Below are 26,661 nucleotides of genomic sequence, written 5' to 3'. Positions count from 1 at the left end.
TTGCAGACCGAGCAGCGCGCCCGTACGCATATAGCGCTCATAGTCCGTAGCGCCGTCGCCCGGCAAGACAGGTGACTGATCGCGCTTCACGGAATCGACGATGATGTCGACATCGGAGTCCATCCGCGCTGCCCCGCGCGCCCAGGAGCCCACCACCAACACCCCGAGGACATCGGCGCTGCCGGCCGCCCAGCCGGCCACCGCGTCGACCACGGATCGGACCTCCCGGTACCGCTCCCCCGTCACCATGTGGCGAGTTTGCCAAATGCCAAGGTCTGCCGAACAGCGCCCGCGACCGGCTCGCGCTTTCCCGACCTCTACGTCGGCAAGGCCACAACGCGCTCGACGAGCGGTGCGGTGTCGGCGGTCGTCGTCAGCTGCGGGAGCCGGCGTTGACGAGTGCGGCCAGAGCCGTCTCGGTGGCGGTGGGGTCGACCGGCTCGCCGGTGGCGAGGTGTTGCAGGGCCACGCCGTCCAGGAAGACGGCGAGCGCCCGCGCGGCACTGGCCCCGACGAGCGGCGCCAGCACCTCGCGGACCTGGTCCACCCAGGAGGCAGCCAACACGCGAAGGTCGGGGCTGCGGGCGGCGGCGAGATACAACTCGAACTCGGTGAGCGCCTGACTCTTGTCGTCCAGATACTCGCAGATCAGCCCGGTGAGCCGGGCCGGCAGATCGGTCCCGTCGCCGAGGTGGTCGGCCCAGCGTCGCAGCTCGACGCCGAGGTCCGTGTGGGCCCGTTCGAGCGCCGCGGCGACCAGGTCGGTCAGGGTGGGAAAGTAGTAGGTCGTCGCGCCGAGCGGCACGTCGGCACGCTCCGCGACCGCCCGGTGGGTGGTCCGCCCGATACCCACGTCGGCGATCACCTCCAGGGCGGCGGTGGCCAGGGCCCGTCGCCGTCCCTCCGGGTCGCGGCGACGGGCCGTGCGGCGCGGGCGTTCGGTGCTCAGTGGGCACCACCGAGGTTGAGCAGGACCACGCCGGCGATGACGATGCCGACGCCGAGCACCTTGGTGACCGTCAGCGGTTCACCGAGGAAGACCGCGCCGATGGCGACGATCGCGGCCGTACCCAGCCCGGACCACATGGCGTACGCCACGCCGACCTGGATGCCCTTGACCGCCTGGGCGAGCAGCGCGAACGCCGTCACGTAGGCCGCGATCAGCCCGAGCGTGGGCCACAGGCGGGTGAATCCCTCCGTCGACTTGAGCAGACTCGTGCCGGCAACCTCGGCCGCGATGGCCAGCAGGAGAAAGACGTACGCCACCCCACACCCCATTTCTAGTACGTTCGTACATGTACGAACGTACTAGAACTTGCGAGTCGCGGCTACGGGTTCACGTGGTCCCGCCACGAGTGCCGGGGCTCGTAGCCCAGCACCCTGCGGGCCTTGTCGATGCTGAGCAGGGTCTCGTGCTCGCCGAGCTCCTTGCGCACCTCGACGCCCGGGTACACCTCGGCCATCAGGCTGGCGCTGGACCTGCTCATCACCGTGTCGGCATTGGCGATGACGAACACGTCGGCGCCAGGCTGCTCGTGGACGAGCGCCCGCTCGACCGCCTGCGCCGCGTCGCGGGCGTCGATGTAGCCCCACAGGTTCCATCGGCGCAGCTGCGGGTCGGCGTCGAAGGACGGGAACTTCGCGTAGTCCTCGACGTCCATCACGTTGGAGAACCGCAGGCCCACCATGACCAGTTCGGGGTCCCATCGGCAGAAGTGCCGCGCCATCTCCTCCTCGAGCGCCTTGTTCAGCGAGTAGGTCGACTCCGGGCGCGGCGCGTACTCCTCGTCCAGCGGCGCGTACGGCGGCGGGCTGTCGAACGGCAGCCCGAGCACCGTCTCGCTGGACGCCCACACCACCCGCTTGATCCCGGCCGCCCGGGCCGCGGCAAAGACGTTGTACGTCGCGGCGGAGTTGTTCGCGAAGGTGACCGCGTTGGGCATCAGCCCGGGTGCCGGGACCGCCGCCAGGTGCACCACCGCGTCGACCCGGCCGGCGTGCTCGTCGGCACCGCCGGTGAGCGCCTCCACCACCTGCCCGTAGTCGGTGAGGTCGACGAGCAGGAACTCGCCGTCGACGTCGCGGGGGTCGCGCCCGCTGACACGGTCAACCGCCAGCACGTCGACGCCCACCTCGCGCAGGTACGCCACCACGGCGCGACCGAGCTTCCCCGTGGCCCCGGTGACGACGACAGGCCCGCGAACTGCGGATTCGAGAACCTGATCATTCATGGCCACATCCTGTCCTGGGCTGCGGCAGGCCACCCAACGGGGGGTGCGGCGCGCCTGGCGATGGCACACTGCTGCCATGCCGTGACGGGACGTCTCTGGTGGATGTCCGTCCGGCAGCACCCGGAAGGGAAAGCATGGTGAGGAAGGTTCTGGCAGGGCTCGCGATGGCGCTCGTCGCCCTGAGCGGCTGCGCCCAGCCGGGTGGGGCCGCTTCCGGGGAGACGAACCGTCAGGTCGGCAACGAGTCAGGCGTCCGGGACTGCGGCGCTGACCCGCGACCGCCTGCGCCGGTGGTGACCGCCGAGGCGACGATGTATCCCACCACCGACGAGATGTCCCAGGCACTCGACCGCATCCGGCAGGCCGGTGAATCCACCTACCGCGATGTCTTCGCCGGGCTCGAAGTCGTGCCGGAAGAGGGGTACGGAATCGTCTACGCCGTACCCTCGCCGGAGTTCGAGGCGTTCGTCCGAGACGCGGCCCAGGGTCAGTGCGTGGTCTTGCGGAACGCCGCCCACTCCTTCGCCGACCTGAGAACGTTGCAAGACCGAATCATGGGCGACATGGATTTCTGGCGGAAGCGAGGCATCGACATCAATTCGGTCGGCGCGCAACACGACGGCTCGGGCGTGACGGTGGGAACCCTTGAGGTCGAGAAGGCACAGGCGGAACTCCCGGCGCACTACGGCAACGACATTCCGATCACCGTCGAGCAGGTCGGCCCGGCGGTTCACTTCTCCGACCGCGGCTGACCGGTCCGGGCCATGAGCGCCGGTTGACCGGTCAGCGGGCCCGCCGGTTGGCGCGCAGGGCACCCAGGATCACCCCGGGTGCGGCCAGCGAGCTCGGATGCTCCCGCATGGAGACGACGTCGTTGAACCGCCGCGCGACCGTCACGTCGGTGACGGTCGCCGTGACGATCTGCCGGCTGACCCAGCTGGAGAACCGGTAGCCGCGCGGGTAGGGCCCGTCGACGTGCGGCAGCGCCAGGTCGGCGGAGGTCGACGTCGACCAGGCGGCGTCGACCACGACCTTCTGCAGGTCGAGGAACTGGCGCGCGGGCGCACCCAGATCCGGCTCTGACCGCAGGTACGCCGACAGGCAGGCCGCCTGAAGGGCCGCCGCCGTGATCCCCTGCCCGTACACCGGATTGAACGACGCGACCGCGTCGCCGACGGCGACCAGGCCGGCCGGAAACCGCGTCAGCGCGTGGAAGTCCCGCCGCCGACTGTCGGCGTGCCGGTAGGTCTGGACGTCGCCGAGCATCTCGCTGCCGGCGACCTCGGCGAACTCCGGCGGGAACTGCTCCCGCAGCCGGCGGACGAAATCCTCGGCGGTGCGCCCCGGGCGGTTGTCCCCGTAGCCGGCCATCATGGCCATCCATCGTCCGTCCTCGACCGCGAAGAAGGCGGCACCGGCCACGTCCGACGACATCCTCGGGCTGTTCAACGCCAGCACTACGGTCAGCTCCGGGTTCGCCTCCCGGCGCCGGAACAGGGCCGTCGCGTAGTTGAGGTGCACGGTCATCCGCCGCATGGCGGGCCGCTCCCAGCCGCCCTGCTCCAGCCAGTCGGACAGCCGGCTCGACCGGCCCATCGCGTCCACCACCAGATCGGCGCTCTCGACGCCGGGCGCCCCGCCGACGTCGTAGCGGACCCCGGTGGTCACGGCACCGTCGAACACCAGACCCGTGGCGCGGGCGGTGACCGCCTTGACGTTGGGCAGCCGCAGCACCTGCTGACGGATCAACCGTTCCAGCAGGGGCCGGCTGCCCGCCAGGCTGTCGGCATCGTCGGGTACGACCACCTTCAGCCGACCGTCGAGGTAGTTCCGCCTGGCCGCGGGGGGTGCCTCGACCGCACCCTGGGCCAGCGCCGCCGCACGGAATCCCGGGAACAGCTGCTCGAGCTGGAGGAATCCGCCCGGCAGCAGCGCGTGCAGTTGCGTCCCTTGTGGCACACCGGGCCGCCCGCCGGCCGCATGCAGGTCGTCCCGGTCGATGACGACGACGCTCTCCGCGAAATCGGCCAACACCCGGGCGGCCAGCAATCCGGCGACACTGCCGCCGACCACCACCGCCTTGCCCATCACCGGGGACGCCTGGTCGGGCGGTCGCACCGCGTTCAGCGCGGCGAAGACCCGAGCCGGAGAGGGGGACATCGCACGATCGTTGCACAAGCGCCGTGCGCCGTCCGGACCGGCACGCGAGTTCACCACCAAGAGTCACCCATTGGTCACGACATCAGGTGGTGGCGGCTTCACCTCCGGTGCTGACCGACCGGGCGCCGACCCGGGTCACCAGGTAGCCGAAGGCCGCCGCGGTGAAGAACATGACGATGCCGTAGACAGCCGCCGGGATCGCCATCTGGGTGCTGTTGAGCAGCGCCGGGCTGAGCGCGATGGTGATGGCCAGGGTGCTGTTGTGGATACCGATCTCGAACCCGGCCGCTGTCGCGGCGCTCCGATCGACCCCGGCCAACCGGGGCACCCCGTACCCGATCGCGAGGCTCAGCAGGTTGAACGCGAGCACCGCCAGACCGACCGAGACGAAGTAGTCGGCGATGTTCTCGCGCTCGCCGAGCACGGCGCCGGCGATCACCGCGACGAGCACCACCACGGACAGGATCCGCACCGGGCGGTTCAGGCGTTCGGCAACACCGGGCACCCGGGCCCGGATCAGCATTCCGATCGCGACCGGGACGAGCACGATGGCGAACACCTGCAACACCTTGTCGAATTGCAGGCCGATGCTCGCCGCGTCGGCCAGGAAGTACGACGCCGACAGGTTGACCACGATCGGCAGGGTGACCACGGCGAGCACCGAGTTGATGGCGGTCAGAGTGATGTTCAACGCCACATGCCCACCGAACAGATGGCTGTAGAGGTTGGCCGTGGTGCCGCCCGGGGAGGCGGCCAGCAGCATCATCCCGACGGCCAGTTCCGGCGGCAGGCCGAAGCCGAGCACCAGACCGAAGCAGAGCGCCGGCAGCAGCAGCACCTGGCACACCAGCGCGATGACGGCGGCCTTCGGGTGCTGGGCCACCCGGCGAAAGTCCGCCACGGTCAGTCCGAGACCAAGGCCGAGCATGATGATGCCGAGCGCGATGGGCAGTCCGACCAGAGTCAAGGCTGAGTCCATGGCACAACATCGTTACCACCCGGTAACGCCCTCGCAATCCCCCATCCGGCCGGGTGGAACGCCAAAGGTCGATGCGAAAAGTGTGCCGCCGCAGCCGCAGGCCGCGGACCTGAAGAGATCAGTGCCGCGGGTGGTCACCGAACGTGATGCCGCCGTGGATGTCGCGCGCCTGCACCACCGACCCGAGGACCCGATCACCAACGGTCGACGTCGGACTTATGGATCATGACATTGTGGCAGCGGCAGGCCGAACGCAGGCGTGTGGCGTACGGACATGCCGAAAGTAGTGCATCCGATCTTGCTTGATATGCGAGCGCCTTGGCGGCCCGAGCGATCGGCCGCAGCGAGGGCCGTCAACCTTCGACGGCGGGTAGCACATGTGCTACGATGGGGCGTATGCATGAAGTTGGCCTGCGGGAGATGCGGCAAAACGCCAGCGACCTGGTACGTCGGGCGCAAGCGGGTGAACGCGTGACGATCACTGTCGCCGGCCGACCGGCAGCCGTGCTCGGCCCGGTCAGTCCTCGAACCTGGCGTGAGTGGGACGACCTTGCCGGTGTGTTCGACCAACCCACAGACCCAGGGTGGGCAGGCGATCGGGACCTCCTCGACGGCACCGTCACCGATCCATGGGTTGAGCGGTGAGCCGCGGCATCCTCGACACCAGCATCCTCATCGCTACCGATGTAACCCCGATTCCCGGCGAACTGGCCATCAGCGTCGCCAGCCTTGCCGAACTCCAGTTCGGTGTCCTGATCGCGAAAACCGCCGAGGCGAGGGCGCTCCGTCTGGCGCGGCTGAGCGCCATCCAACGTCGATTTGATCCACTTCCCATCGACGAAGCCATCGCCGACAGCTACGCACGACTGGCCGCACGCGTCGTCGATATCGGCCGCCAGCCGCGAGCCAGGGTGATGGACCTGCTCATCGCCGCAACCGCACACGCCCATGACGCCGCCGTGTACACCCGCAACGCCGACGACCTCGCAGGTCTCGAAGACCTCATCACGATCCACACGATCTGACCGTCACCGCCCACCAGCGAGGGATCTCCGGACGACCGGCCGACAAAGGCGACCGGATCTGCCGCCGTCCGAGCGCGGTGGCCGGGGCGCGCGTTCGTCTCGGTCAGCTCGCTGCGGGGCCGTCGAAATAGCCGACGTTCGTGGAGCCGACGCTACGCGGACGCGGTAGCCCCAGTGCCACAGGACCCGAGCGACCTTCGCGGTACCGCCAGGATTGGCGGAGTGGACGTTCATAACGCCGATGTCGAAGGGTCGCTTCTCGAAGGCGGCCCGATCCAGGATCTTCATCACCGGCCAGATCGTGTCGTCCCACCCAAGTCGTGGTCGAGGCACAGCTCGTCCATGAGTGCCCGAGAAGTGCATTGCGCGGCTCGTGTAGGCGTGCAACCATCGCCAACGTGATGACGATCAGAAAGGGCCATGGCGCGTAGGCCCCCAGCGGCAGTTCGTGCCGCTCTTCCACGGCGTCTACGGCCAGGCGTAACGTTGTCGGTGGTCGACGGTCTGACGGCAAGAGCGGTTAGCCAGATCCAGGTCCTCGAGCGCTCCCGGCTTGGTCCAGGATCCGTTTCCCGCGCTCTGGCGGAATGGAAACGGACGGTCCACCGACGCGATGTCTCGGCTTTGCTGGAGGAAGTCGGTGGGCACGGGTGCCCGTGCTGCGATCCGACCGAGGCTCGTGAGGTGCTGCAACAGGCTTTGGCACTGCTGGTTCCTCGCGCTCGACGCGAGCTATGGGCCATAGTCGAGCCGTTGGACAACCTCTTCCGAGACCGGACTATTCATGATCCCCAGGCTCCGCCGGGACAGCCTTGGTGGCATCAGCGGGCGTAACGCCAAAGACCCGCTGTCCGTCGCCAATCCCGCCTCACGTTCAAGTATCCCAACCGGCCCAAACACTGCCCGCGGACGCCCGCATCTGCCGCTGATCGTGCGCGAATGCCGGCTGCCGGCGACGATGGTCACAGGTCCATGAGCTCGACTGTCACGGTAGCGACGTCACCCAGTTCAAGGGCTTGGGCCTTGCGGACGGCGCGTTTGATCGGCAGCACGTAGCAGCCACGCACGCTGTCCGGGAAGATCGAGGATGTCCACATGCTGTCGCCGACCATGACCCGTACCCGCAGGGAACCGATGCCACGACGCGGTCCGGCAGACAGGTCACGGATCTGCTCGGACTTCTTGGCCGGCAGGCTGACGAAGGCGCGCTTGTCGAACGCGCTGTCATGCCGCCGAGCGGGCGCGCTACCCGCTGGCTGCTGCCGTCATGCTCCGTGGCCGGACTTCGGTCCGGCCGACTTCCCGAACTGCCGAGTTGAGTGTGTTGGTCCCGCCAAGCGAAGCTGGGTATGTGACCGGCATGGGATTATTGTGAGCCGAATGGATTGCGCTACGGCGTCGACCACAAGTCGATGATCTGCAACTGACCAGCTGGAGGTGGCTGCATGCTGCACTACATAGCATTGGCGTTGAATCTGGTCATGGCGCTTGGCGGTGCGCTGGCGCTGAAGATGCGATGGTCGCCGAGGTCATGGGGGGAAGTCGGCCGAGGGTTCGGCGTCGCCTTTCTGATCTTCGGTGCTGCGGGCTGCCTCGACATGCTTGGGATCCTGATCTGGGCGGGGACACCACTGCATGCAGTGACTATGGTGGCCAGTTGGGGACTTCGTCTCCTGGTGTTCATAATGTGTGTCCAATTAGTTATTCGACGAAAGTCCTCAAACGAACACAGGACCGAATCAGATCCAAGACCCCGCGCTCACTCGCGATAGCAATGCGCGGGGCGCCGTCAATTCGGAACAACATCGACGCACTCATATGCCGCCGACCGCGCGCCCGCCAGCCGCTACCGCCCGACCTCGGAATTTCAGTTGGCCGCTTGAAAGCCCTAGATCGATGGCTGCAAGGGGAGATCGCCAGAGATGCTGCGATAACGAGCCTGCCGCGTACGCCCCGGCCGCACAACTCCCGAAAGATCCGCGGACCGGAGCATGTCAGCCCACCTCCGGCCAGCTACCGGCGAGCGCCGCGAGATCGTTCCCGCCGGGTGGCCAGCAGATTTCATCACCGTCACCCTCCCGGTCCAGCACCAGGAAGGCGGCACCGACAGACTCGGCGAGCCCGATGAAGGCACCCCGGATGCTCGCCGACTGCTCGAACAATCGGCTCATGCTGCTGCTGGCTACGGTGAAGTCCAGCCGCGAATAGCCGGGACGCAACCCGCAGCTCCGCCAGAAAGACAAATAGACCGAACCGACCCAGATTCGTCCCTGGGCATCCGGGTGCTCCTGCCTTCCTTCGCGTCGTTCCACCTCGGCCCACGCCCGGATCGCCTCGTCGCCGACTGGGAAGAACAGGCATGCGTCCAGCGACCAGTGGTCCACGTCATCCGCCGGCTCACCGCGGAACGGCAGCGTGATCCGCTCACCACCGGGCACGACGACATCCACCGACCCGATTCTTTCCCGGGCGATCGAGGCAGCCGCTCGCAGGGCCTGGCCGACCACGTGAGTGGGCAGATAGAGGTCGTATCCGTAATCGATGCCCATCAGCCCACCTGCCGAACCCCGTCTTCGCTGCGCAGCACGCGGGGATCCGCTGCCGTCGGGATCCTAGCGACAACATCCACAAGGACGGCGCCTATGCCATGCGTCGTGCCACACCCTCCGGGGCCGACGAAGGTTGCCGAAACATCCGCATCTGCCACCGTTCGTAAGCGCTGTCTGGCCGATGCGCTCGGCTCCTGCCACACGGGGCGCATGGGGATGGACATCGATGATCAGTACGAGCGGGACGCCGACCAGCACTTGGCCGCCTACGGCCTGCGCGTCGCCGCCGACCAGGTCCCGATCGTTCGGGATGTCCTCATGCGTGAAACCCGACACGAGGCGGACACCTACGCCGGAAAGGGCACCGTCCCCGGCAACACGCAGCTGATGCGGATCTGCGCCGTCCAGCTCTGGCACGCCGGCACCGTCAAGGATGCGCTGTTGGTTCATCGCGCCCGCCGCACCAGTATGGACGCGACCGGCGCCGTAGACGCGGAACTGATGCTGGGGGCGGGCGTGGCCAGGACGAAGGAATACCTCGCAACCTTGGGCACCGATGAAGCCAGGGCGATCCTCGACGAGATCGCGTGGATGGAGGAGTCTTACGACGCCGAACGCTACGCCGCTTTCCTCGACACGTACTACCGGACTGCTTGACCGCGTAGGGCGAGCCGTTTGCAGGCGCACTCGGTTACGGCTGTCCGCCAGTGTGGCGACATGGCCTCGAAGGCCTGCATCGGTCTTCTGATGATCACGGTATTCGGCGCACCGCCTTCGTCTGATGTGCCAGGATCCAACTGTGGCAGTGATCGAGGTCGTCATGGGCGACATCACGCGGAAGGACGTGGACGCCATCGTCACTGCCGCGAATGAATCACTACTCGGCGGCGGTGGTGTCGACGGCGCCGTGCACCGTGCGGCCGGACCTCGCCTGGCTCAGGCCGGGGCTGCGATCGGCCCGTGCGAGCCGGGTGATGCGATGGCTACTCCGGCGTTCGACCTTGACCCGCCGGTGCGGCACATCATTCACACCGTCGGTCCCGTCTGGGAAGGCGGCGGTCACGGTGAAGCCGACGTTCTGGCCTCCTGCTATCGCAGGAGCCTGCAGGTCGCCGACGAACTCGGCGCCCGGACCGTCGCCTTCCCGGCGACCGCCACCGGCGTGTACGGCTTCCCTCCCGACCAGGCCGCCCGGATCGCCGTAGCAACGATCAGATCCGCACCGACAAACGTTCAACGGGTACGACTCGTCGCATTCGACGAAAACACCCGGAAGCCTCTGCAAGCCGCGGTGACAGCCACAGGCTGACCCGTCCGAACCTGCCGCTGATGATGCTGCGTCCGTCCTGCGCTGTGCTCGTGGTCCGGCACCCGGTCGGTAGAGCCGGTTTGCCGGGTCGACTAGGTTGGCCGGGTGGACGTTCAGGTGCTGGAAGGCTCGTTCGTCGAAGTGCCCAACGGCGGGGCCACGGGCATGCTGCGCTGTGCGTTTGGTGAGTTTGTCGGTCCTCGGGGCGAGTTGGCGTCGTACGCGTTTGGCTGGACCACCGGGTCCGAGCCGCGCGTGGGCCGGCTGTCGATCGGGATCGGCGTCGGCAATCCGGGCGGCGGCACCTTCCACGCGGTGGTGTTCAACCACCAGGACGGCCACGCGTTCTCGCTGACCGACGAACGGTTCGAGCGGGTGCCGCAGGGTGGCCCGGACCTGACCGCGGAGCAGGCCCGCGCCCACGAGGACCTGCCGTTCGTGTGGTGGGTCGCCGACCGCGTCATGGAACGGGACCGACGCGCGTGGTGGATGCGGCACCGGCTTCTGGGTACCCAGTGCATCCAGACCATCGAGGTCATCGAACGCCGCGAGCCCATCCTGCTGGTCGGCCACGACGCCGATGACGAAATCTGGCAGCTCATCGGCACCACGGACGCGGACAGCAGCACCGGGAAGATCGGACACCTCCACCACGCCCTAGATGAGGATCCCACCTTGATCGACGTTCTCGACATGCCACCCGGCCACACCGCGCAACGCAACCGGCCCGCAGCGCCCTGGACCCGTCACCTGGGCTACCCAGCCTGACCGCACTTTGTAGACCGCCGCTTCGGTTGTCAGCGGCCCTTCAGCGGCCGGGGTGACGTCGAGCGGGGCCAATAGATGGTCGGTCACCGCGTGGAACTCGTCGAACGTCCGGATCTGACTAAGAGCGACCGGCAATAGGACTGGCGGGGCTGCGGCGCGCCCTGGCACTTCGGCTGGCGGCGTTGTCGTCGTCGGCCATGCAACACCGGCATGGCCTCCTCCTCCGCCTTGCCATCCTCGGCCAGGACCCGCTTCGCCTCCACCGCCCTATTGCCGGTCGCTCTAACCCGGTCGAGGTAGCGGCGGAAGGCTCGACTGCACCGTGCGGGTAGAGCGCCGACGTCGGCGTGTCAGGCCCGTCGGCGCGTCGGCCTCGGCGGCGGGTCAGCCTTCCGGCGCAACCCGGCGGCCACCAGCAGGGGTGCGAGCGCCTCCGCGCCGGCCGCGAACCGCTCGGCCAGGCCGACCCGCTCACCCCCGGCGGCCATCTCGACCACGAACCAGGCCACCGGCAGCAACAACCCGACCGCCAGCGCCACCCAGGGTGCCCGCCGTCGCGGGCACCCCGTCGTCGGCCCCGCGTACCCCGCTGTCGGCTCGGCGCGCGACGGTGCGAGGGCCGGCCAGAGCGCCAGCGCGCCGAAGGCCACGGCCGCAGCGAGCGTGTGTGGCAGCGAACCCCCATCGCCGGCCGGCAGCGGGAACGCCGCCACCGCCAGGGTGCCCACCCCGCCGAGGGCGAGCAGCGCCCGTCCGGCGGGCGCGAAGGGGCGTAGCCCGGCGGCGGTCACGCAGTGGCACAGCCCGAGGCCGGCCAGGCCGAGCGTCATGATCCACCGGTCGGTCGCGCCGACGGCGGCGAGCGCGCTGATCGTCCCGGTGACCTGATCGAACCCGCCGGGCTGGCGGGCCGCGCCGAGGGTCCAGCCACCGACCAGGAGCATGGGCGCCGCCACGGCGGAGGCCAGCGCCCATCCGGGTACGACTCGCATCCCAGCACCGTACGTGCTGACCCGCCGGGCCGGCACCATCGCGGGTATGCCGCGAAGCGCTCGTCACCGAAGGTGACGTCGGCACCTCGCCGTTGACGTCGGTCGTGGCCGATGAGCGGGCACGTCGCTTTCCCGCGCGCCGAGAAACCCGTTGCTAGTGGCCGGCATCAGGGTTCTGGTTGATCGGCCACCAATCACGGGAGGGAACATGACGCGTATGTCGCTGCCCACCCCCACGCTGCACACCGCTCGCCTTCGACTGCGTCCCTTCGACGACGCGGATGCGGACGACCTCTTCGCGCTGCACAGCAGCGCCTACGTGTTGCGCTACTGGGACGCGCCGCCGTGGAGCGAACGCGTGCGCGCCGAGCGGTTCATCGCGGCTTGCCGGCAGATGGCAGAGGGGGGCACCGGCGCACGGTTGGCCGTGGATCGGGTCTCCGACGGGGCCTTCATCGGCTGGTGCACCCTGAACCGGTGGAATCCGGACTACCGCAGTGCATCGCTGGGCTACTGCTACGACGATGCGGCGTGGGGCCACGGCTATGCGACGGAGGCCGCGCACGTTTTGCTGCGGTGGGCATTCGACGCACTGGACCTGAACCGCGTCCAGGCTGAGACCGATACCCGCAACGTGGCATCCGCCCGGGTGCTGGAAAAGCTCGGCTTCGTGCGTGAAGGGACGTTGCGGGAAGACTGCGTCGTGAACGGCGAGGTCTCCGACTCGTGGGTCTACGGGCTGATCAGGCGGGAGTGGCGGCCGTCGTGCGAGCCGGGCCCCGTCCGTTGAGTCTTTGCTCCCTCGCGAGACGTAGCGTGGCGTCCGGGTCCCGGTGTCCGTCGATGTCGGTGGCCGTATTGCACGGCTTGGCCGAGACGTAGGGTCGGGCCCATGCTCGAGTCACAACGCGAACGTGTGCCGCTCAACGACGGCGGCGAGCTGGATACGGCGCTGGCGTTTCTGTCCTTCGCCCGGTCCTGTGTACTGAAGAAGGTCAACGGGCTGGACGATGACCAGTTGCGGCGCCGCCTGGTGGTGTCTGACACGACGTTGCTGGGGCTGGTTCAACACCTGACCGACGCCGAACGGTACTGGTTCGGATACACACTGGCAGGCGACCTGCGGTACGCCGACGTCGACTTCGACATGGTGGTCGCCCCGGAGCGCTCCGCGGACCGGGTCATCGCCGACTACCGCAGCGCGATCGCGGAGAGCGACGCGCACATCCGTGCGGCCGAGGGCCTCGACGTCCGCACCGCCCGCCCAGTGAACGACGAGCCCCGCACACTGCGCTGGGTGCTCGCCCACCTGACGAGCGAAACCGTCCGGCATGCCGGGCACGCCGACATCCTGCGGGAACTCGTAGATGGCGTTACCGGCCGCTGATCGGCGCGTGCGCTTGTCTATCCGGGTACGAAGGTCAGCCGTCGTAGCGGGCAGCCGGCCCGCCTGACGATCGGGATCTGGCCGTGGCTCCCGCTTTGTCAGGCGCGAGGGTTCGAACCTTCGTCAGGTGACGGTGTCCCGGTGGGCGGTGCCAGCGGCAGATCCTGGCCGGTGCCGGTAATCCCCGTCTGGTCGTGTGCTCGGTTCAGGATCGCCTCTGCCTCCCGCCGGGCCTCGGTCACGATCCCCTCGGCTTCGCGCCGCGCCTCGGTGCGGTGGTCATTGGCCTGCTCCTCGGCGAGTCTGAGGATCTGTTCCACTCGGGTGCCCAGGCCGCTGAGGGTGGGCCGCTGCCGGTTGCGCCGTCGTCGTTCCGCGACGGCTGCTGTTCCCGCGGTCGTCGGGTCGCCAGCTACCCCCGCGTCCTCGTCGCGGTCGTCCATGCCATCCCCAACGAGATCGGATTCCCTCGCACCGACCAGGGAGAACGCGGCGCCGATCACGGCGATCAGGACGCCGGACCACAGGGCGGCCGGCCCGAGGGACGGACTGACCGTGGCGCCGATGCCGAGCCCGATCCCGAAAGGGACGGCGACTCTCGTGGCCGCATTGCCCATGAATCCTCCTCGGCTGGAACAGTGCTCCCGGATCCAGCATGACCAGCGAGTCAACCCAGGTCGATCATCGACGAAACAGCCCGGCGTCAAGGGATGACGATGGTCGGTGGCGCATCGTCGAGCCCGACCCGGTAGCCGCCGCCGCATTGATCTCGCTGTCGGGGTGGCCTGTTACGGTCTCGCCGCCGCAGCAGTCAGGTCGGAGGTCTAGGCGTGATCAACTCGCATGTGTCGTCGTTCGCCGGGTTGCCGGTGCTGCCCTTCACACCGGGCATGACCTTGCCGGAGGATCCGTCGGCGGTGGCCTGGCGGCTGGAGGTCGAGGACTTCGACGCGGAGCCCGAGGAGCTCGCCGATCTGGTGCGGGCGATGCGGGACGAGGTGCCACCCGGGGCGGTCCGGGCGGTGGTGGTGGGCGAATGGGGTCAGTCGTACGAGCGGCCGCTGCCGGTGGACCTGATCGTCGACGCCGCGCCACGGTGGACCGCGCTGCGCGCGATCTTCCTCGCCGACCTGGTCAGCGAGCAGTGTGAGATCTCCTGGCTGACCCACGGCGACATCACGCCGCTGCTGGCGGCGTACCCGGCGCTGGAGACGCTGTGGGTACGCGGCGGCCAGGGCCTACGGCTGGACGCGGTCCGGCACACCGGGCTGCGGGAGCTGCGCTTCGAGTCCGGTGGCCTGCCGGGTGCGGTGGTGCGGGCAGTCGGCGACAGCGACCTGCCGGCACTGCGGCGGCTGGACCTGTGGCTCGGCCGCACGGAGTACGGGTGTGACACCACGGTGGACGACATCAAGCCCGTGCTGGCCGGCACGACGCTGCCCGCGTTGCGGCGGTTGGCGCTCGCCAACGCCGAGATCGCCGACCTGGTCGCCGCCGCCGTCGCCACCGCGCCGGTCGTCCGTCAACTGGAGGTGCTCGACCTGTCGATGGGCACGCTCACCGACGAGGGGCTGGAGGCGCTGTTGGCCGGGCAGCCGCTGACCCACCTCAAGGAGCTTGACCTGCACCACCACTACCTCACCGAGCAGGCGCGGCAGCGGGTCGAGACGGCGCTGCCGGGCGTCCGGGTCGACGGGTCCGACCCGCAGACCCCCGGCGAGTTCAGCGGCCGGCGTTACCGCTTCACCGCGGTCGGGGAGTGATCGAGATGCCCTTCAGCTCACACGCCCGACACTTCGCGGGTCGCCCGGTGGTCGAGGTTCCGCTCGACGGCCCACTGCCGACCGTGGACGGTCCGGTCTCATGGCGGTTCTCGCACTGGGACTTCGACGAGACGGCGGACGACAAGCTGTCCGAGGGGTTCCGCGCCGGGTTCGAGCGGTTCGTCGCGCAGGCCGGTCCGTCGGTGGAGTCACTGGTGGTGGGCGCCTGGGGATACGCGGCGTTCAACCCCGCCCCGATCGAGCAGCTCTGCGCGGCGGCCGAGCGGCTGCCCGCGTTGCGGGCCCTGTTCCTCGGCGACATGACCTTCGAGGAGTGCGAGATCTCCTGGATGAAGGTCGGCGACGTCAGCTCGCTGCTGACCGCGTACCCGGCCCTGGAGGTGCTGCGGGTACGCGGCGGTGAGGACTTCCGCTTCTCCCCCGTCCGGCACGACCGGCTGCGGGAGCTGGCGGTGGAGAGCGGCGGCCTGTCCCGGGAGTTCGTCGGGGCGGTGCTCGAATCCGACCTGCCCGCGCTGACCGACCTGGAACTGTGGCTCGGCACCGACGACTACGGGGGCGACACGACGGTGGCGGACCTCGCCCCGCTGCTGGCCGGCGAGCGGTTCCCGCGACTGCGCCGGTTGGGGCTGCGCAACGCGGAGATCGCCGACGACCTCGCGGCGGCCCTGGCGTCCGCCCCGGTGGTGGGCCGGCTGGAGCGGCTGGACCTGTCCAAGGGGACCCTCGGCGACGAGGGCGCGGCGGCGCTGCTCGCCGGTCAGCCGCTGACCCACCTGGCCGAGTTGGACCTGCACCACCACTACCTGTCCAAGGAGACGGCCGCGGCGGTGGTCGCCGCGCTGCCGGGCGTACGGGTCGACGTCTCCGAGCCGAAGGAGCCGGACGAGTACGACGGAGAGAGCTGGCGCTACACGGCGGTGGCCGAGTGACATGCGGCTGACCGTGGTCGGCAACCCCGGCAACCGACGGGTGGAGATGTTCACCGAGGCGGTGCTGGCCGCCGGGCTGCCCCGGCCCCGGCTGCTGCCCTGGGCCGAGGTGCTGGCCGGAGCCACGCCACCACCGCCCGGCACGCTGGTGCGGGTGGACTCGCCCGGGGACGACTGCCAGGTCGACCAGTTGCTGCGCCGGTCGGCCACAGCCGCCCGACACGGTGAGCTGGTCGGCCTCGCCGACGCGTACGCCGGGCTGGTCGACGGCATGGCCCGGGTGGCCGCCGGCGGGGCGACCCTGCTCAACCCGCCGGCCGACGTCGCCGTGCTCTGCGACAAGCGGCGCTGTCACGCGCTGCTGTCGGCGGCGGGGGTGCCGGTGCCGGCGGCGCTGCCCGAGGTCGGCGGGTACGCCCAGCTGCGGGCGGCGATGGCGGAGGCCGGTTGGAGCCGGGTGTTCGTCAAACCCGCGCACGGCTCGTCCGCCGCCGGCGTGATCGCGCTCGCGGTCGGCCCCCGGCGGGTGCAGGCGGTCACCACGATCGAGCACACCCCGGCGGCCCTGTTCAACTCGCTGCGGGTACGCAGCTACACCGACGAGGCAGCGGTCGCCGCCATCGTGGACCGGCTCGCCCCCGACGGGCTGCACGTGGAACGGTGGCTGCCCAAGGCCGGGCTGGGTGACCGGGTCGTGGACGTACGGGTGCTGGTGGTCGCCGGGCGGCCCACCCACGCGGTGGTCCGCGCCGCCCGCGGGCCGTTGACCAACCTGCACCTGGGCAACGCCCGCGGCGACCTCGCCGAGTTGCGCGCCGCCGCCGGACCGCGGGGGTGGTCGGCGGCGATGGATACGTGCGAGCGGGTGGCCGCCTGCTTCCCCGGTTCGCTGCACGTCGGGGTGGACCTGATGTTCCTGGTCGGTTGGCGCCGGCACGCCGTGGCCGAGGTCAACGCGTTCGGTGACCTGCTGCCCGGGGTGCTGGCCGAGGGCCGCGACAGCTACGCCGAACAGGTGCACGCCCTGACCAGCGGCCGGTGGGACCGGTGGCGGGATTCCGTCGGCGCGGGGTCGGCCCGGGAGGTGGCGACGTGCGCAGCCTGATCGGCAGCCATGACCTGCTGCTGGTCACCCTCGACACGCTGCGCTACGACGTGGCCGCCGAGTTGGTCGCGGCGGGGCGTACCCCGCAGTTGGCTCGGGCGTTGCCGGGCGGCCGGTGGGAGCGGCGGCACTCCCCAGCCAGCTTCACCTACGCCGCGCACCACGCCTTCTTCGCGGGGTTCCTGCCCACGCCGGTGCGGCCGGGCCGGCACGAGCGGCTGTACGCGGCGGCCTTCCCGGGCAGCGAGACCTCCGGTGCCGACACCTGGGTGTTCGACGCACCCGACCTGCCCACCGCCCTGGCCGACGTCGGCTACCACACGCTGTGCCTGGGTGGCGTCGGCTTCTTCAACCGACGCAGCCCGCTCGGCGCCGTGCTGCCGGGCCTGTTCCGCGAGGCGCACTGGGAGCCGGAGTTCGGGGTCACCTCGCCCACCTGTGTGGACGCCCAGCTCGACCGGCTCGACGAGGTGCTGACCCGCCTGCCCCCGCAGCAACCGCTGTTCACCTTCCTCAACGTCGCCGCGCTGCACCAGCCGAACCGGCACCACCGGCCCGGCGCCGACACCGACGACCTGGCCAGTCACGCCGCCGCCCTGGAGTACGTCGACGGGTGCATCGGCCGGCTGTTCAACCTGGTCACCGGCCGGGGGCGGCCGGTGTTCACGATCATCTGCTCCGACCACGGCACCGCGTACGGCGAGGACGGGCACACCGGGCACCGGATCGGCCACGACGTGGTGTGGAACGTCCCGTACGCCCACTTCACCCTGCACCCGGGAGACTGGTGACCAGCACCGACACGGGCCTCGACGGCTCGCCGTACCAGCAGTACCTGTACGCCTACCCGCACAAGACCTCGTACCGGCCGCTGCGGCCCCGCCCGCCGTTGACGCACGTGTGGCGGGCGCAGTCCCGGGAGGCGCTCTTCCTCTACCTGCACGTGCCGTTCTGTGAGATGCGCTGCGGGTTCTGCAACCTGTTCACCCGGGCGAACGCGCCCGCCGAGCAGGTGACCGCCTACCTGCGGCAGCTGCGCCGGCAGGCCGAACAGGTCGGCGAGGCGCTCGGCGGCCACGCCGGGTACGCCCGTGCGGCGTTCGGCGGCGGGACCCCCACCTATCTCACCGCCGACGAGCTGACCGAGCTGTTCGACATCGCCACCACCGTGGCCGGCGCCCAACTGCCCGGCGTACCGCTGTCGGTGGAGACCTCGCCGGCCACCGCGACCCCGGACCGGCTCGCGCTGCTGGCCGCGCACGGCGCCACCCGGGTGAGCATCGGGGTGCAGAGCTTCCTCGACGCCGAGGCCCGCGCCACCGGCCGCCCGCAGCGCCGCGGCGAGGTGGAGGCCGCCCTCGCCACGATCCGCGACGCCCGGATCCCGGTGCTCAACATCGACCTGATCTACGGCATCGACGGGCAGACGGCCGACACCTGGCAGGAGAGCCTCGACGCGGCGCTGGCCTGGCGACCCGAGGAGTTGTACCTGTACCCGCTCTACGTCCGGCCGCTGACCGGCCTCGGCCGTCGCGCCCACGCCCGCGCCGACTGGGACGCGCAGCGGCTCGACCTGTACCGGCAGGCGGTGGCGACGCTCGGCGCGGCCGGCTACCGGCAGGAGTCCATGCGCCAGTTCCGCCGCGCCGACGCCGCCCACCCGGACGGCCCGGACTACTGCTGCCAGGACGACGGCATGGTCGGCCTGGGCTGCGGCGCCCGCTCCTACACCACCGCGCTGCACTACTCCTTCGACTACGCGGTCAGCGTCACCGAGGTCCGCGCGGTGCTCGACGACTACCTGGGCCGACCGGCCGACGACTTCCGGTACGCCGAGTTCGGCTACCACCTGGACGACACCGAGCAGCGCCGCCGGTGGCTGCTCAAGTCGCTGCTGCGCGCCGACGGCGTCGACCCCGCCGCCTACCGGGCCCGCTTCGGCCGCCCGCCGGCCGACGATTTTCCCCAGCTCGGCCGGCTGGTCGACCGGGGCTGGGCCACCGACGAAGGGCTCCGGCTCACGCCCGACGGGCTGGCCCGCTCCGACGCCATCGGCCCATGGCTGACCTCCGCCGACGTCCGCCAGGCGATGACCGGGTACGTGCTGCGGTGAACCTGGCGATCCTCTACCGCGGGCCCCTGGCCAGCTGCAACTACGACTGCCCGTACTGCCCGTTCGCCAAGCGGCAGGACCCGCCGGAGCTGCTGCGCGCGGACCGGGCCGCGCTGGCCCGGTTCACCGACTGGGTGGCCGCGACCACCGACCTCCGGCTGTCGGTGCTGTTCACCCCGTGGGGTGAGGGGCTGACCCGCCGCTGGTACCGCGAGGCCATGGTGTCGCTGTCCCACCTGCCGCACGTCGAACGGGTCGTCATCCAGACCAACCTCGCCGCCCGCGTCGACTGGCTCGCCGACGCGGACGCCGGCACCGCCGCCCTGTGGACCACCTACCATCCGGGGCAGGTCGCCCGGGAGCGGTTCCTGGATCGTTGCGCCCGCCTGTCCGAGCTGGGCATCCGGTACTCGGTCGGGGTGGTCGGGCTGCCCGAGCATCTCGCCGAGGCGCGGGCGTTGCGCGCGGGCCTGCCCGACGAGGTCTACCTGTGGGTCAACGCGGCCGAGGGACGGCGGTACGACGCCGCCGAGGAGGCGGTCTGGACGGAACTGGACCCGCACTTCGGCTACAGCGTCCGCCCGCATCTGTCCCTCGGCCGGCCCTGCCACGCCGGGGAGAGCGCCATCTCCGTCGTCGGCGACGGCACCGTCCGCCGCTGCCACTTCATCCCCACCCCCATCGGCAACCTCTACGACGGTTCCTGGCGCGCCGCCCTGGCACCCCGGCCGTGCAGCAACGCGATCTGCGACTGTCACATCGGGTACGTCCACCTCAAGCCACTCGGGCTGCGGGACGTCTTCACCGGCGGAGTGCTGGAACGCATCCCCGCGCTCTGGCCGCACCACTGACCAGCCAACATCACCCGTTGCGGGTGATGTCAGCTCGTCCTCGCGTCGGTGACCCTGTTCAGGCGGCCGGAGGCGAGGGGGGCGGATGACCGACACGGTTGGGCAGTTCTTCACCGACATCGAAGAGCGCAGGCCGCTCGTGCCCAGGAAGTACACCGGGACGATCCGGTTCGACCTGTCCGTCGACCACAGGGCGGAGCACTGGGTCCTGAAGATCGATTCGGGGGCGGTAACTGTCGCTCGGGACGCCCGGGAGGCCGACTGCGTGGTCCGGACCGGCCGCGACGTGTTCGCCCGGATAGTGACCGGAGATCAGGGTGTGTACGCCGCCGTGTGGCGCAACCTGCTCAGCGTCGAAGGTGACATCTCCCTGATCGCCACGCTGCGTGAACTGCTGCCGGCGGCTCAGGAAGCCAGTCGGACCACGTCCCGGAAGCCGGAGGTCTGAGCGGTGGATCCCAAACTGGTCAGCATTCTGGACGGCAACACGTACGTCCTGAGCGACGACAGCGGCGACGTCTCCACGGCTGCCGGCCCGCAGACCGGGCTGTACTCCTACGACACCCGGTTCCTGAATCAGTGGGACCTGAGCGTCAACGGGGAACGCCTGAACATCCTCGCGGTGGACAGCCTAAACCACTTCGAGTCGCGGTTCTTCCTGGTGCCCGGGGCGGCGACCCACTACGTGGACGCGACGCTGTCGGTGATCCGGCACCGCTGGATGGGGGCCAGCTTCAACGAGCAGCTGACCGTGCTCAATCACGACATGTCGCCGGCCAGGGTAACGGTCAGGGTCGACATGGGCAGCGACTTCGCGGACACGGTCGAGCTGCGCCAGGGCAGGAGCGGTCCACGCAGCGGCCGTACGTCTGTTCGGGTCGAGGAGGGTTGTCTGCGGCTGTCCTACGAACGGGAGTCGTTCGTCCGGGAGACGATCGTGTCGTCGTCCGAGCCGGCGGCGGTGGACGAGCGCGGCATGACGTTCGAGGTGACCATTGAGCCGCACGGCGCGTGGCAGACCACGTTGCAGGTGGAAACCGTGCTGCGGGGCGCCCGCGGCCGGGACGTTCGGGCCAGTCTCGCCGCCCACCGCGGCCGGCAACCACCGCAGATGCATCAGGAACTCGACGAATGGCTCGCAGCAGCGCCGACGATCCGCGCCGACTCGACCTCGCTGACCGACACCTACCAGCGCAGCCTGATCGACCTGGGTGCGCTGCGCTACTCCTCGTGGACGTACCGGGAGCGACTGCCCATGGCCGGGCTGCCCTGGTACATGACCATGATCGCCAGAGACGCGCTGATCACCTGCCTGCAGGCGATCTCGTTCACTCCGCGACTCAGCGTGCCCACCCTGCGGTTGTGCGCCGTCGGGCACGGCACCGTGTCCAACGACTTCCGGGAGGAGGATCCGGGCAAGATCTTCTACGAGGTCCGGTATGGCGAAAGTGCGGCCTTCGAGGATCTGCCACAGGCCGCCGACTTCAGCGCGGCCGACACCACCCCGCTGTTCGTGGTGCTGCTGGACGAGTACGAGAAATGGACCGGCGATCAGAGCCTGGTGCGGGAACTGGAGTACGAGACGCGCAAGGCGCTGGACTGGATCGACCGGTACGCCGACCTGACCGGCAAGGGGTACGTGGCATACCAGCGGCGCAACCAACGAGGTGGCCACACCAACCAGGGCTGGAAGAACACGCCGGACGGCATCTCGTACCGGAACGGACAGTTGCCCGGTTACCCGCTCGCCACCTGCGAGCTACAGGGCTACGCGTACGACGCGAAACTGCGCGGCGCCCGGCTGGCCCGGCAGATCTGGGGGGACCCGGCGTACGCCGACCGCCTGGAGCGGGAGGCCGCGGACCTGAAGGACCGGTTCAACCGGGACTTCTGGATCGCCGATCGCGGTTACTACGCGGTCGCGCTGGAGGCCGACGGCACCCGGGTGGACGCTCTCACCTCGAACATCGGCCACCTGTTGTGGAGCGGGATCGCCACGGAGGAAAAGGCGGCCCAGGTGGTCGAGCACCTGATGGGCGACCGGCTGTACTCGGGCTGGGGAATTCGGACACTGGCCACCGACAACCATCGCTACAACCCGATCGGCACGCACACCGGCATGGTGTGGCCGTTCGACAACGCGCTGACCGCGTACGGCCTCCGCCGCTACGGATACCACCAGGAATCGGCCCGGATCGCCGAAGGAATCCTGGCTGCGGCGGGCTGCCTGGACGGGCGGCTACCGGGCTCGTTCGCCGGATACGACCGTGGCCTGACGAAGTATCCGGTCACCGAGCCGGGAATCAGTTCCCCGCAGGCCATCTCCGCCTCGGCCCCGCTCATGCTGCTCCGCACGCTGCTCGGCATGGAGCCGTGCGGCGGGCGGCTGTCGGTGGAACCGGCGGTCCCCGAGACGATCGGGCTCGTCGAACTGCTCGACATCCCGGGTCCCTGGGGACGGCTGGACGCCGTCGCCGCCCGTGGCCGACTGCCGGCATCCGGCTGACCCGAAGATCAGCCCGCCCGGACCGCGCCGCGTCGTTGTCCGGCGCCCGGTCGTTTGTCACGGTGGACCGGTCAGACCAGAGAGGGTGTCATGGCATCTCGACTCAACCCGTACTTCAACTTTCCCGGCAACGCGCGCGAGGCGGTGGAGTTCTACCGCAGCGTGTTCGGCGGCGACCTCACGATGAGCACCTTCGGCGAGTTCGGCACCGAGGATCCGGCGCTGGCCGACAAGATCATGCACGCCATGCTGGAGACACCGAACGGCTACACGCTGATGGCATCGGACACCGCGCCCGGGATGGAGCACATGCCCGGCAACAACGTGGCGGTGAGCGTCAGCGGCGACGACGCCGACGACCTGCGCGGGTACTGGACGAAGCTCTCCGACGGCGGCACGGTGATGATTCCGCTGGCCAAGCAGATGTGGGGCGACGAGTTCGGCATGTGTGTCGACCGGTTCGGCATCGGATGGATGGTGAACATCATCCAGCCCCAGGGCTGACCCGCCACCGGAGGCGAGCCGGCCGGCTCGGCGACCCGCGGGGGTGTATCGGCGGCACGAGGGGGTACGAACCGCGTGACCGACGCGTCCGCGGGCCGTACCCCCTCCGGCGCGTACACCGCAGGTCAGGGGGTTCGGATGAGCCGGGTCCGGAATCTGCGCGTCCGCCCGGACCTGCTCTACGTGGCGAGCGGCTGGAGCACGCTGGTCACCGACGTACGCGGCCGCATCACCGGCGCCGGCCCGCAGGGCTTCTTCGCGCGCAACACCCGGGTGCTCAGCACCGAGCGGATCACCATCGACGGCCGCGAGCCGGTGCCGTTCAGCACGGCGACCGTGCAGGGCCACGCCCAGCTGTCGTACGCCGAGCTCGGCGACGGTGCGCGGCTGCCCTCCCGCGCGGCGTACCTGCTGGTGGAACGTTTCGTGGGCGCGGGGCTGCGGACCAGGCTGACCCTGCTCAGCTACGCCGACGAACTGCTGGACCTGCGACTACGGATCCACCTCGCCGCCGACTTCGCCGACACGGGCGAGGCCGAGACCGGCCGCCGCGTGCAGTCCGGTCCGGTCGACGCCCGGTGGGACTCCGCGGACCAGGAGCTACGCCTGACCTACCGGTGCGACGGCCTGGACCGGGCGGTGGCGATCCGCGCCCGGGCCGACGCGCCGATCCGGTACGCCGACGGCGAGTTCGTCGTCGACGTGGCCCTGCCGCCGCGCGAGCGCAGCCGGGTGGAGTTCGCCGTCGAGCCCGTCTTCGACGGCGAGCGCCTCGTCGCACCACCGCCGAGCTTCACCGAACCCGGCGACACCGCCGCCGCGGCGCGCGCCCGACTCGACCACGAGTTCACCCGGCTGACCAGCACCAACTTCGACGTCACGGCGGCCTGGCGATGCGCTCAGGAGGACCTGGCCGGGCTGCCCCTCGGCGAGCCGGCCGGACCGACCGCACCGATCGCCGGCCTGCCGATCTACCAGGAGATCTTCGGGCGGGACACGATGACCGCGTCGTGGCAGGCCCTGCTCGCCGGGCCGACGATGCTGGCGGACAGCCTGCGGCTCAACGCCCAGCACCTCGGCCGGCGGGTCGACGACTGGCGCGACGAGGAGCCGGGCAAGCCGCTGCACGAGGCCCGCCAGGGGCCGGTGTCGGCGCTCAACATCGATCCGCTCGCCCGCTACTACGGCGACTGGTCGACCGCGCCGGACTTCCTGGTCTTCCTCGGCCAGTACTACGCCTGGACGGCGGATCTCGAAACGGTCCGTGAGTTGCTGCCGGCGGCGCGCCGCACCCTGGCGTGGATCGACCGGTACGGCGACCCGGATCACGACGGCTTCCTCGAGTACCACTGCCGGTCCCGGGTGGGCGTGAAGAACCAGGGCTGGAAGGACTCGGACGACGCCATCGTCGACGAACACGGTCAGCTCGTGCCGAACCCGATCGCGACCAGCGAGTTGCAGGCGTACTGGTACGCGGCCCTGCGGCACGCGGCCGTGACGTTCGCCGCGGCCGGTCATCCCGCGTTCGGTCTCGGCCTGGCCCGCCGGGCGGCCGCCCTGCGGCGGCGCTTCCACCGTGCCTTCTGGATGCCCGACCGGGGTTGCTACGCCATGGCGCTCGGCCCGGACAAACGGCACGTACGCTCGGTCAACTCGAACGACGGCCACCTGCTCGCCACCGGGATCGTGCCGACCCGGATCGCGCCCCTGGTCGCCGATCGGCTGCTCGCACCCGACATGTTCAGCGGCTGGGGTATCCGCACGCTCTCCGCCGCCCACCCGGCGTACAACCCGTTCAGCTACCACCGGGGCAGCGTCTGGCCGGTCGAGGCGGGCACCATCGGCATCGGCTTCGCCCGCTACGGCTGCTGGGAGCACCTGCACCGGCTGGCCGAGGGGACGTTCGCGGCATCGGCCCTCTTCGCGGAGCACCGCCTGCCGGAGGTGCTCAGTGGGCTGCCGCGGGACGACGTCTATCCCCACCCCGGCGTCTACCCGAACTCCTGTTCCCCGCAGGCCTGGTCGGCCAGCGCCGTCATCGCACTGATCCAGGCGCTGCTGGCGTTGCGGCCAGCCGCGCCGCTGCGGACCATCTTCATCGACCCGCACCTGCCCGAGTGGCTGCCCGACCTGAAGCTGGAAGGCGTGCAGATCGGTGGCCGCACCGTCGACCTCACCGTCCGGCGTCGACGCGGCGGGCGGACGTCCGTGCACACCCGTGGCGACCGGATTGCCGTGATCCGCCGACCCACCCTGCACGCGATCTCCACCCGCCGGCACCGGCCCTGACCGAGGGCACCCCGCCCACTGGCCGACCGCAACCGGCATCCTTGTCCGATCCGGGAATCGCCCAAACGGCGGTACCGGGGACGAACGTCGCGGCGTTACCGTACGCAGGCTTTCCGCGACGTGGCGCTCCCTCAACGGAGAGGACCAGGGGCATGGACGGTACGGCCCGCCAACACCGACTGGCCAGACTGGTCACCGTCGCCGCCCTGGTGGTGGCCAGCCTGGGGCTGGCGGCTCCGCCGGCGTCCGCCCAGGCGGGTCCCAAGATCACGGTGATGACCCGCAACCTCTACCTCGGCGGCGATCTCACCCCGTCGATGACCGCGCCGAATGTGCCGGCGTTCCTGTCCGCGAACGCGGCCCTACTCAGCCACGTGGATCTGGTCAACTTCCCGGCCCGGGCGAAGCTGATCGCGCAGGAGATCCGCGAGCACAAGCCGGACGTGGTCGGCCTGCAGGAGGTGGCGCTCTGGCGGACCGGGCCGCTACTGGACCCGGCACCGGCCACCACGGTCCGGTACGACTACCTCGCGCTGCTGATGAGGGAGCTGGCCACGGCCGGCCACCGGTACGACGTGGCGGTGGTGCAGGAGGAGGCGGACCTGGAGGCGCCGGCCGGGGCACCGCACAACGTGGACGCCCGGCTCACCATGCGCGATGTCATCCTGGTCCGGCACGGCGGCCGGGTGAAGGTCACCGGCACGTCGTCCGGGAACTTCGCCGAGAACATGGAGATCCAGCTTCCGGCTCCCCTGGGCACCATGACGAGCACCCGGGGTTGGACCGCGGTGGACCTGGTCCACGGTCAACGGGCCTTCCGGGTGGTGAACACCCACCTGGAGGCGTTCCACCCGGTGGTGCGGGTGCGGCAGGCCGAGGAGTTGCTGGCCGGCCCACTGAACCATCGGGGGCGGACCGTCCTCGTCGGGGACCTCAACACCGGGCCCGAACTGCCCGTGCCGGCCAACCGGGCGGCCTACTTCACCCTGGTGGCCGGTGGCCTGGTCGACACCTGGCCGGCCCTGCATCCCGGCCAGCCGGGATACACCTCCGGCCTGGGCGACGACCTGACCGAACCGGCCGACGCCGTCAAGCACCGGGCGCACTGCACCTCGTCCGCCCACACCTGGTCCAGGCGCTGGTGCAGCACCGGCCCGGTCGCCTCCCGGAGTACCCC

Annotated in this window: 26 protein-coding genes and 5 pseudogenes; 19 read left to right on the top strand and 12 right to left on the bottom strand. The window is 70.1% G+C overall.

Annotation, left to right across the window (positions count from 1 at the left end; genetic code table 11):
• The 4 genes from AB0M52_RS08485 to AB0M52_RS08470 all read right to left on the bottom strand — a co-directional run.
• The coding region (locus AB0M52_RS08485) for a nucleotidyltransferase domain-containing protein (RefSeq protein WP_363950660.1) at positions 1–249 on the bottom strand (249 nt) is incomplete at its 3' end.
• Between the two features lie 124 nt (positions 250–373).
• Positions 374–949 (bottom strand): TetR family transcriptional regulator, encoded by a 576-nt coding sequence (locus AB0M52_RS08480; protein WP_363950664.1) that lies wholly within the window; start codon positions 947–949, stop codon positions 374–376.
• On the bottom strand, positions 946–1,278 hold the full coding sequence (locus AB0M52_RS08475; RefSeq protein WP_363950657.1) for a multidrug efflux SMR transporter: 333 nt from the start codon (positions 1,276–1,278) through the stop codon (positions 946–948). Before AB0M52_RS08475 ends, AB0M52_RS08480 begins: the two co-directional genes overlap by 4 nt.
• A 50-nt stretch (positions 1,279–1,328) precedes the next feature.
• Complete coding sequence (locus AB0M52_RS08470) at positions 1,329–2,231, bottom strand: NAD(P)-dependent oxidoreductase (protein ID WP_363950654.1); 903 nt, start codon at positions 2,229–2,231, stop codon at positions 1,329–1,331.
• Between the two features lie 164 nt (positions 2,232–2,395).
• Between AB0M52_RS08470 and AB0M52_RS08465 the strand changes: the two genes are divergently transcribed.
• Positions 2,396–2,983: a hypothetical protein gene (locus tag AB0M52_RS08465; protein ID WP_363950651.1), complete on the top strand. Its 588-nt coding sequence runs from the start codon at positions 2,396–2,398 to the stop codon at positions 2,981–2,983.
• A gap of 31 nt (positions 2,984–3,014) precedes the next feature.
• Here AB0M52_RS08465 and AB0M52_RS08460 read toward each other — a convergent pair whose 3' ends face one another.
• Both AB0M52_RS08460 and AB0M52_RS08455 read right to left on the bottom strand, forming a co-directional pair.
• Entirely contained in the window at positions 3,015–4,391 is a 1,377-nt protein-coding gene (locus AB0M52_RS08460) for an FAD-dependent oxidoreductase (protein ID WP_363950648.1), read from the bottom strand.
• Positions 4,392–4,473: 82 nt separating this feature from the next.
• Positions 4,474–5,370, bottom strand: a complete 897-nt coding sequence (locus AB0M52_RS08455; protein WP_363950646.1) for a bile acid:sodium symporter family protein — start codon at positions 5,368–5,370, stop codon at positions 4,474–4,476.
• Between the two features lie 387 nt (positions 5,371–5,757).
• On the opposite strand from AB0M52_RS08455, the gene AB0M52_RS08450 reads away from it, so the two are divergent.
• Together AB0M52_RS08450 and AB0M52_RS08445 are read left to right on the top strand one after the other, a co-directional pair.
• Positions 5,758–6,015 (top strand): type II toxin-antitoxin system prevent-host-death family antitoxin, encoded by a 258-nt coding sequence (locus AB0M52_RS08450; protein WP_363950662.1) that lies wholly within the window; start codon positions 5,758–5,760, stop codon positions 6,013–6,015.
• Positions 6,012–6,395, top strand: a complete 384-nt coding sequence (locus tag AB0M52_RS08445; protein ID WP_363950644.1) for a PIN domain-containing protein — start codon at positions 6,012–6,014, stop codon at positions 6,393–6,395. The genes AB0M52_RS08450 and AB0M52_RS08445 overlap by 4 nt, the downstream gene beginning before the upstream one ends.
• A 103-nt stretch (positions 6,396–6,498) precedes the next feature.
• Here AB0M52_RS08445 and AB0M52_RS08440 read toward each other — a convergent pair.
• The 3 genes and pseudogenes from AB0M52_RS08440 to AB0M52_RS08430 all read right to left on the bottom strand — a co-directional run.
• Positions 6,499–6,739, bottom strand: a pseudogene (locus tag AB0M52_RS08440) (cyclic-phosphate processing receiver domain-containing protein); the annotation flags it as partial.
• Positions 6,740–7,357: 618 nt separating this feature from the next.
• A pseudogene (locus AB0M52_RS08435) lies at positions 7,358–7,603 on the bottom strand (DUF1905 domain-containing protein); the annotation flags it as partial.
• A 786-nt stretch (positions 7,604–8,389) separates the two neighbouring features.
• Positions 8,390–8,944, bottom strand: a complete 555-nt coding sequence (locus tag AB0M52_RS08430; RefSeq protein ID WP_363950641.1) for a hypothetical protein — start codon at positions 8,942–8,944, stop codon at positions 8,390–8,392.
• A 210-nt stretch (positions 8,945–9,154) separates the two neighbouring features.
• On the opposite strand from AB0M52_RS08430, the gene AB0M52_RS08425 reads away from it, so the two are divergent.
• From AB0M52_RS08425 to AB0M52_RS08415, 3 genes are all read left to right on the top strand, one after another.
• Positions 9,155–9,601, top strand: a complete 447-nt coding sequence (locus AB0M52_RS08425) for a hypothetical protein (protein ID WP_363950638.1) — start codon at positions 9,155–9,157, stop codon at positions 9,599–9,601.
• A gap of 142 nt (positions 9,602–9,743) precedes the next feature.
• Positions 9,744–10,253, top strand: a complete 510-nt coding sequence (locus AB0M52_RS08420) for an O-acetyl-ADP-ribose deacetylase (protein WP_363950635.1) — start codon at positions 9,744–9,746, stop codon at positions 10,251–10,253.
• Between the two features lie 105 nt (positions 10,254–10,358).
• Positions 10,359–11,021: a hypothetical protein gene (locus tag AB0M52_RS08415; protein WP_363950633.1), complete on the top strand. Its 663-nt coding sequence runs from the start codon at positions 10,359–10,361 to the stop codon at positions 11,019–11,021.
• Positions 11,022–11,371: 350 nt separating this feature from the next.
• Here AB0M52_RS08415 and AB0M52_RS08410 read toward each other — a convergent pair whose 3' ends face one another.
• Positions 11,372–12,013: a DUF998 domain-containing protein gene (locus AB0M52_RS08410; RefSeq protein ID WP_363950630.1), complete on the bottom strand. Its 642-nt coding sequence runs from the start codon at positions 12,011–12,013 to the stop codon at positions 11,372–11,374.
• Between the two features lie 217 nt (positions 12,014–12,230).
• Between AB0M52_RS08410 and AB0M52_RS08405 the strand changes: the two genes are divergently transcribed.
• Positions 12,231–12,803 (top strand): GNAT family protein, encoded by a 573-nt coding sequence (locus AB0M52_RS08405; RefSeq protein WP_363950627.1) that lies wholly within the window; start codon positions 12,231–12,233, stop codon positions 12,801–12,803.
• Positions 12,804–12,905: 102 nt separating this feature from the next.
• Positions 12,906–13,400, top strand: a complete 495-nt coding sequence (locus tag AB0M52_RS08400) for a DinB family protein (RefSeq protein ID WP_363950624.1) — start codon at positions 12,906–12,908, stop codon at positions 13,398–13,400.
• A gap of 197 nt (positions 13,401–13,597) precedes the next feature.
• Here AB0M52_RS08400 and AB0M52_RS08395 read toward each other — a convergent pair.
• Positions 13,598–13,750 (bottom strand): annotated as a pseudogene (locus AB0M52_RS08395) (cell division protein DivIVA); the annotation flags it as partial.
• A 480-nt stretch (positions 13,751–14,230) separates the two neighbouring features.
• On the opposite strand from AB0M52_RS08395, the gene AB0M52_RS08390 reads away from it, so the two are divergent.
• The 11 genes and pseudogenes from AB0M52_RS08390 to AB0M52_RS08340 all read left to right on the top strand — a co-directional run.
• Entirely contained in the window at positions 14,231–15,163 is a 933-nt protein-coding gene (locus AB0M52_RS08390) for an STM4015 family protein (protein ID WP_363950621.1), read from the top strand.
• A 5-nt stretch (positions 15,164–15,168) separates the two neighbouring features.
• Positions 15,169–16,116 carry an STM4015 family protein gene (locus AB0M52_RS08385; protein ID WP_363950619.1) on the top strand — a complete coding sequence of 316 codons (948 nt, stop codon included), beginning with the start codon at positions 15,169–15,171 and terminating at the stop codon, positions 16,114–16,116.
• 1 nt (position 16,117) lies between these two features.
• The gene (locus AB0M52_RS08380) at positions 16,118–17,221 is read left to right on the top strand and encodes an STM4014 family protein (RefSeq protein ID WP_363950616.1); all 1,104 of its coding nucleotides are present in this window, start codon (positions 16,118–16,120) and stop codon (positions 17,219–17,221) included.
• Positions 17,209–18,012, top strand: coding sequence for an STM4013/SEN3800 family hydrolase (locus AB0M52_RS08375; RefSeq protein WP_363950613.1), 804 nt, complete (start codon positions 17,209–17,211; stop codon positions 18,010–18,012). Before AB0M52_RS08380 ends, AB0M52_RS08375 begins: the two co-directional genes overlap by 13 nt.
• Complete coding sequence (locus tag AB0M52_RS08370) at positions 18,009–19,334, top strand: STM4012 family radical SAM protein (RefSeq protein WP_363950611.1); 1,326 nt, start codon at positions 18,009–18,011, stop codon at positions 19,332–19,334. Before AB0M52_RS08375 ends, AB0M52_RS08370 begins: the two co-directional genes overlap by 4 nt.
• Positions 19,331–20,185, top strand: coding sequence for an STM4011 family radical SAM protein (locus tag AB0M52_RS08365; protein WP_363950608.1), 855 nt, complete (start codon positions 19,331–19,333; stop codon positions 20,183–20,185). Before AB0M52_RS08370 ends, AB0M52_RS08365 begins: the two co-directional genes overlap by 4 nt.
• Positions 20,186–20,270: 85 nt before the next feature.
• Complete coding sequence (locus tag AB0M52_RS08360) at positions 20,271–20,633, top strand: SCP2 sterol-binding domain-containing protein (RefSeq protein WP_363950605.1); 363 nt, start codon at positions 20,271–20,273, stop codon at positions 20,631–20,633.
• Between the two features lie 3 nt (positions 20,634–20,636).
• Entirely contained in the window at positions 20,637–22,691 is a 2,055-nt protein-coding gene (locus AB0M52_RS08355) for a glycogen debranching N-terminal domain-containing protein (protein WP_363950602.1), read from the top strand.
• Positions 22,692–22,781: 90 nt separating this feature from the next.
• Positions 22,782–23,195 carry a VOC family protein gene (locus AB0M52_RS08350; protein ID WP_363950600.1) on the top strand — a complete coding sequence of 138 codons (414 nt, stop codon included), beginning with the start codon at positions 22,782–22,784 and terminating at the stop codon, positions 23,193–23,195.
• A 75-nt stretch (positions 23,196–23,270) separates the two neighbouring features.
• Positions 23,271–25,484, top strand: coding sequence for a glycogen debranching N-terminal domain-containing protein (locus AB0M52_RS08345; protein WP_363950598.1), 2,214 nt, complete (start codon positions 23,271–23,273; stop codon positions 25,482–25,484).
• A gap of 152 nt (positions 25,485–25,636) precedes the next feature.
• A pseudogene (locus AB0M52_RS08340) lies at positions 25,637–26,413 on the top strand (endonuclease/exonuclease/phosphatase family protein); the annotation flags it as partial.
• A gap of 158 nt (positions 26,414–26,571) precedes the next feature.
• Here the strand turns inward: AB0M52_RS08340 and AB0M52_RS08335 are convergent.
• Positions 26,572–26,661, bottom strand: a pseudogene (locus tag AB0M52_RS08335) (A/G-specific adenine glycosylase); the annotation flags it as partial.

Origin of the sequence: Micromonospora sp. NPDC051296 (assembly GCF_040682255.1) — a bacterium.
Lineage (GTDB): Bacteria > Actinomycetota > Actinomycetes > Mycobacteriales > Micromonosporaceae > Micromonospora > Micromonospora craterilacus.
The sequence above is the reverse complement of the archived record's forward strand: the minus strand, read 5'-3'. Positions and strand labels throughout refer to the sequence as shown.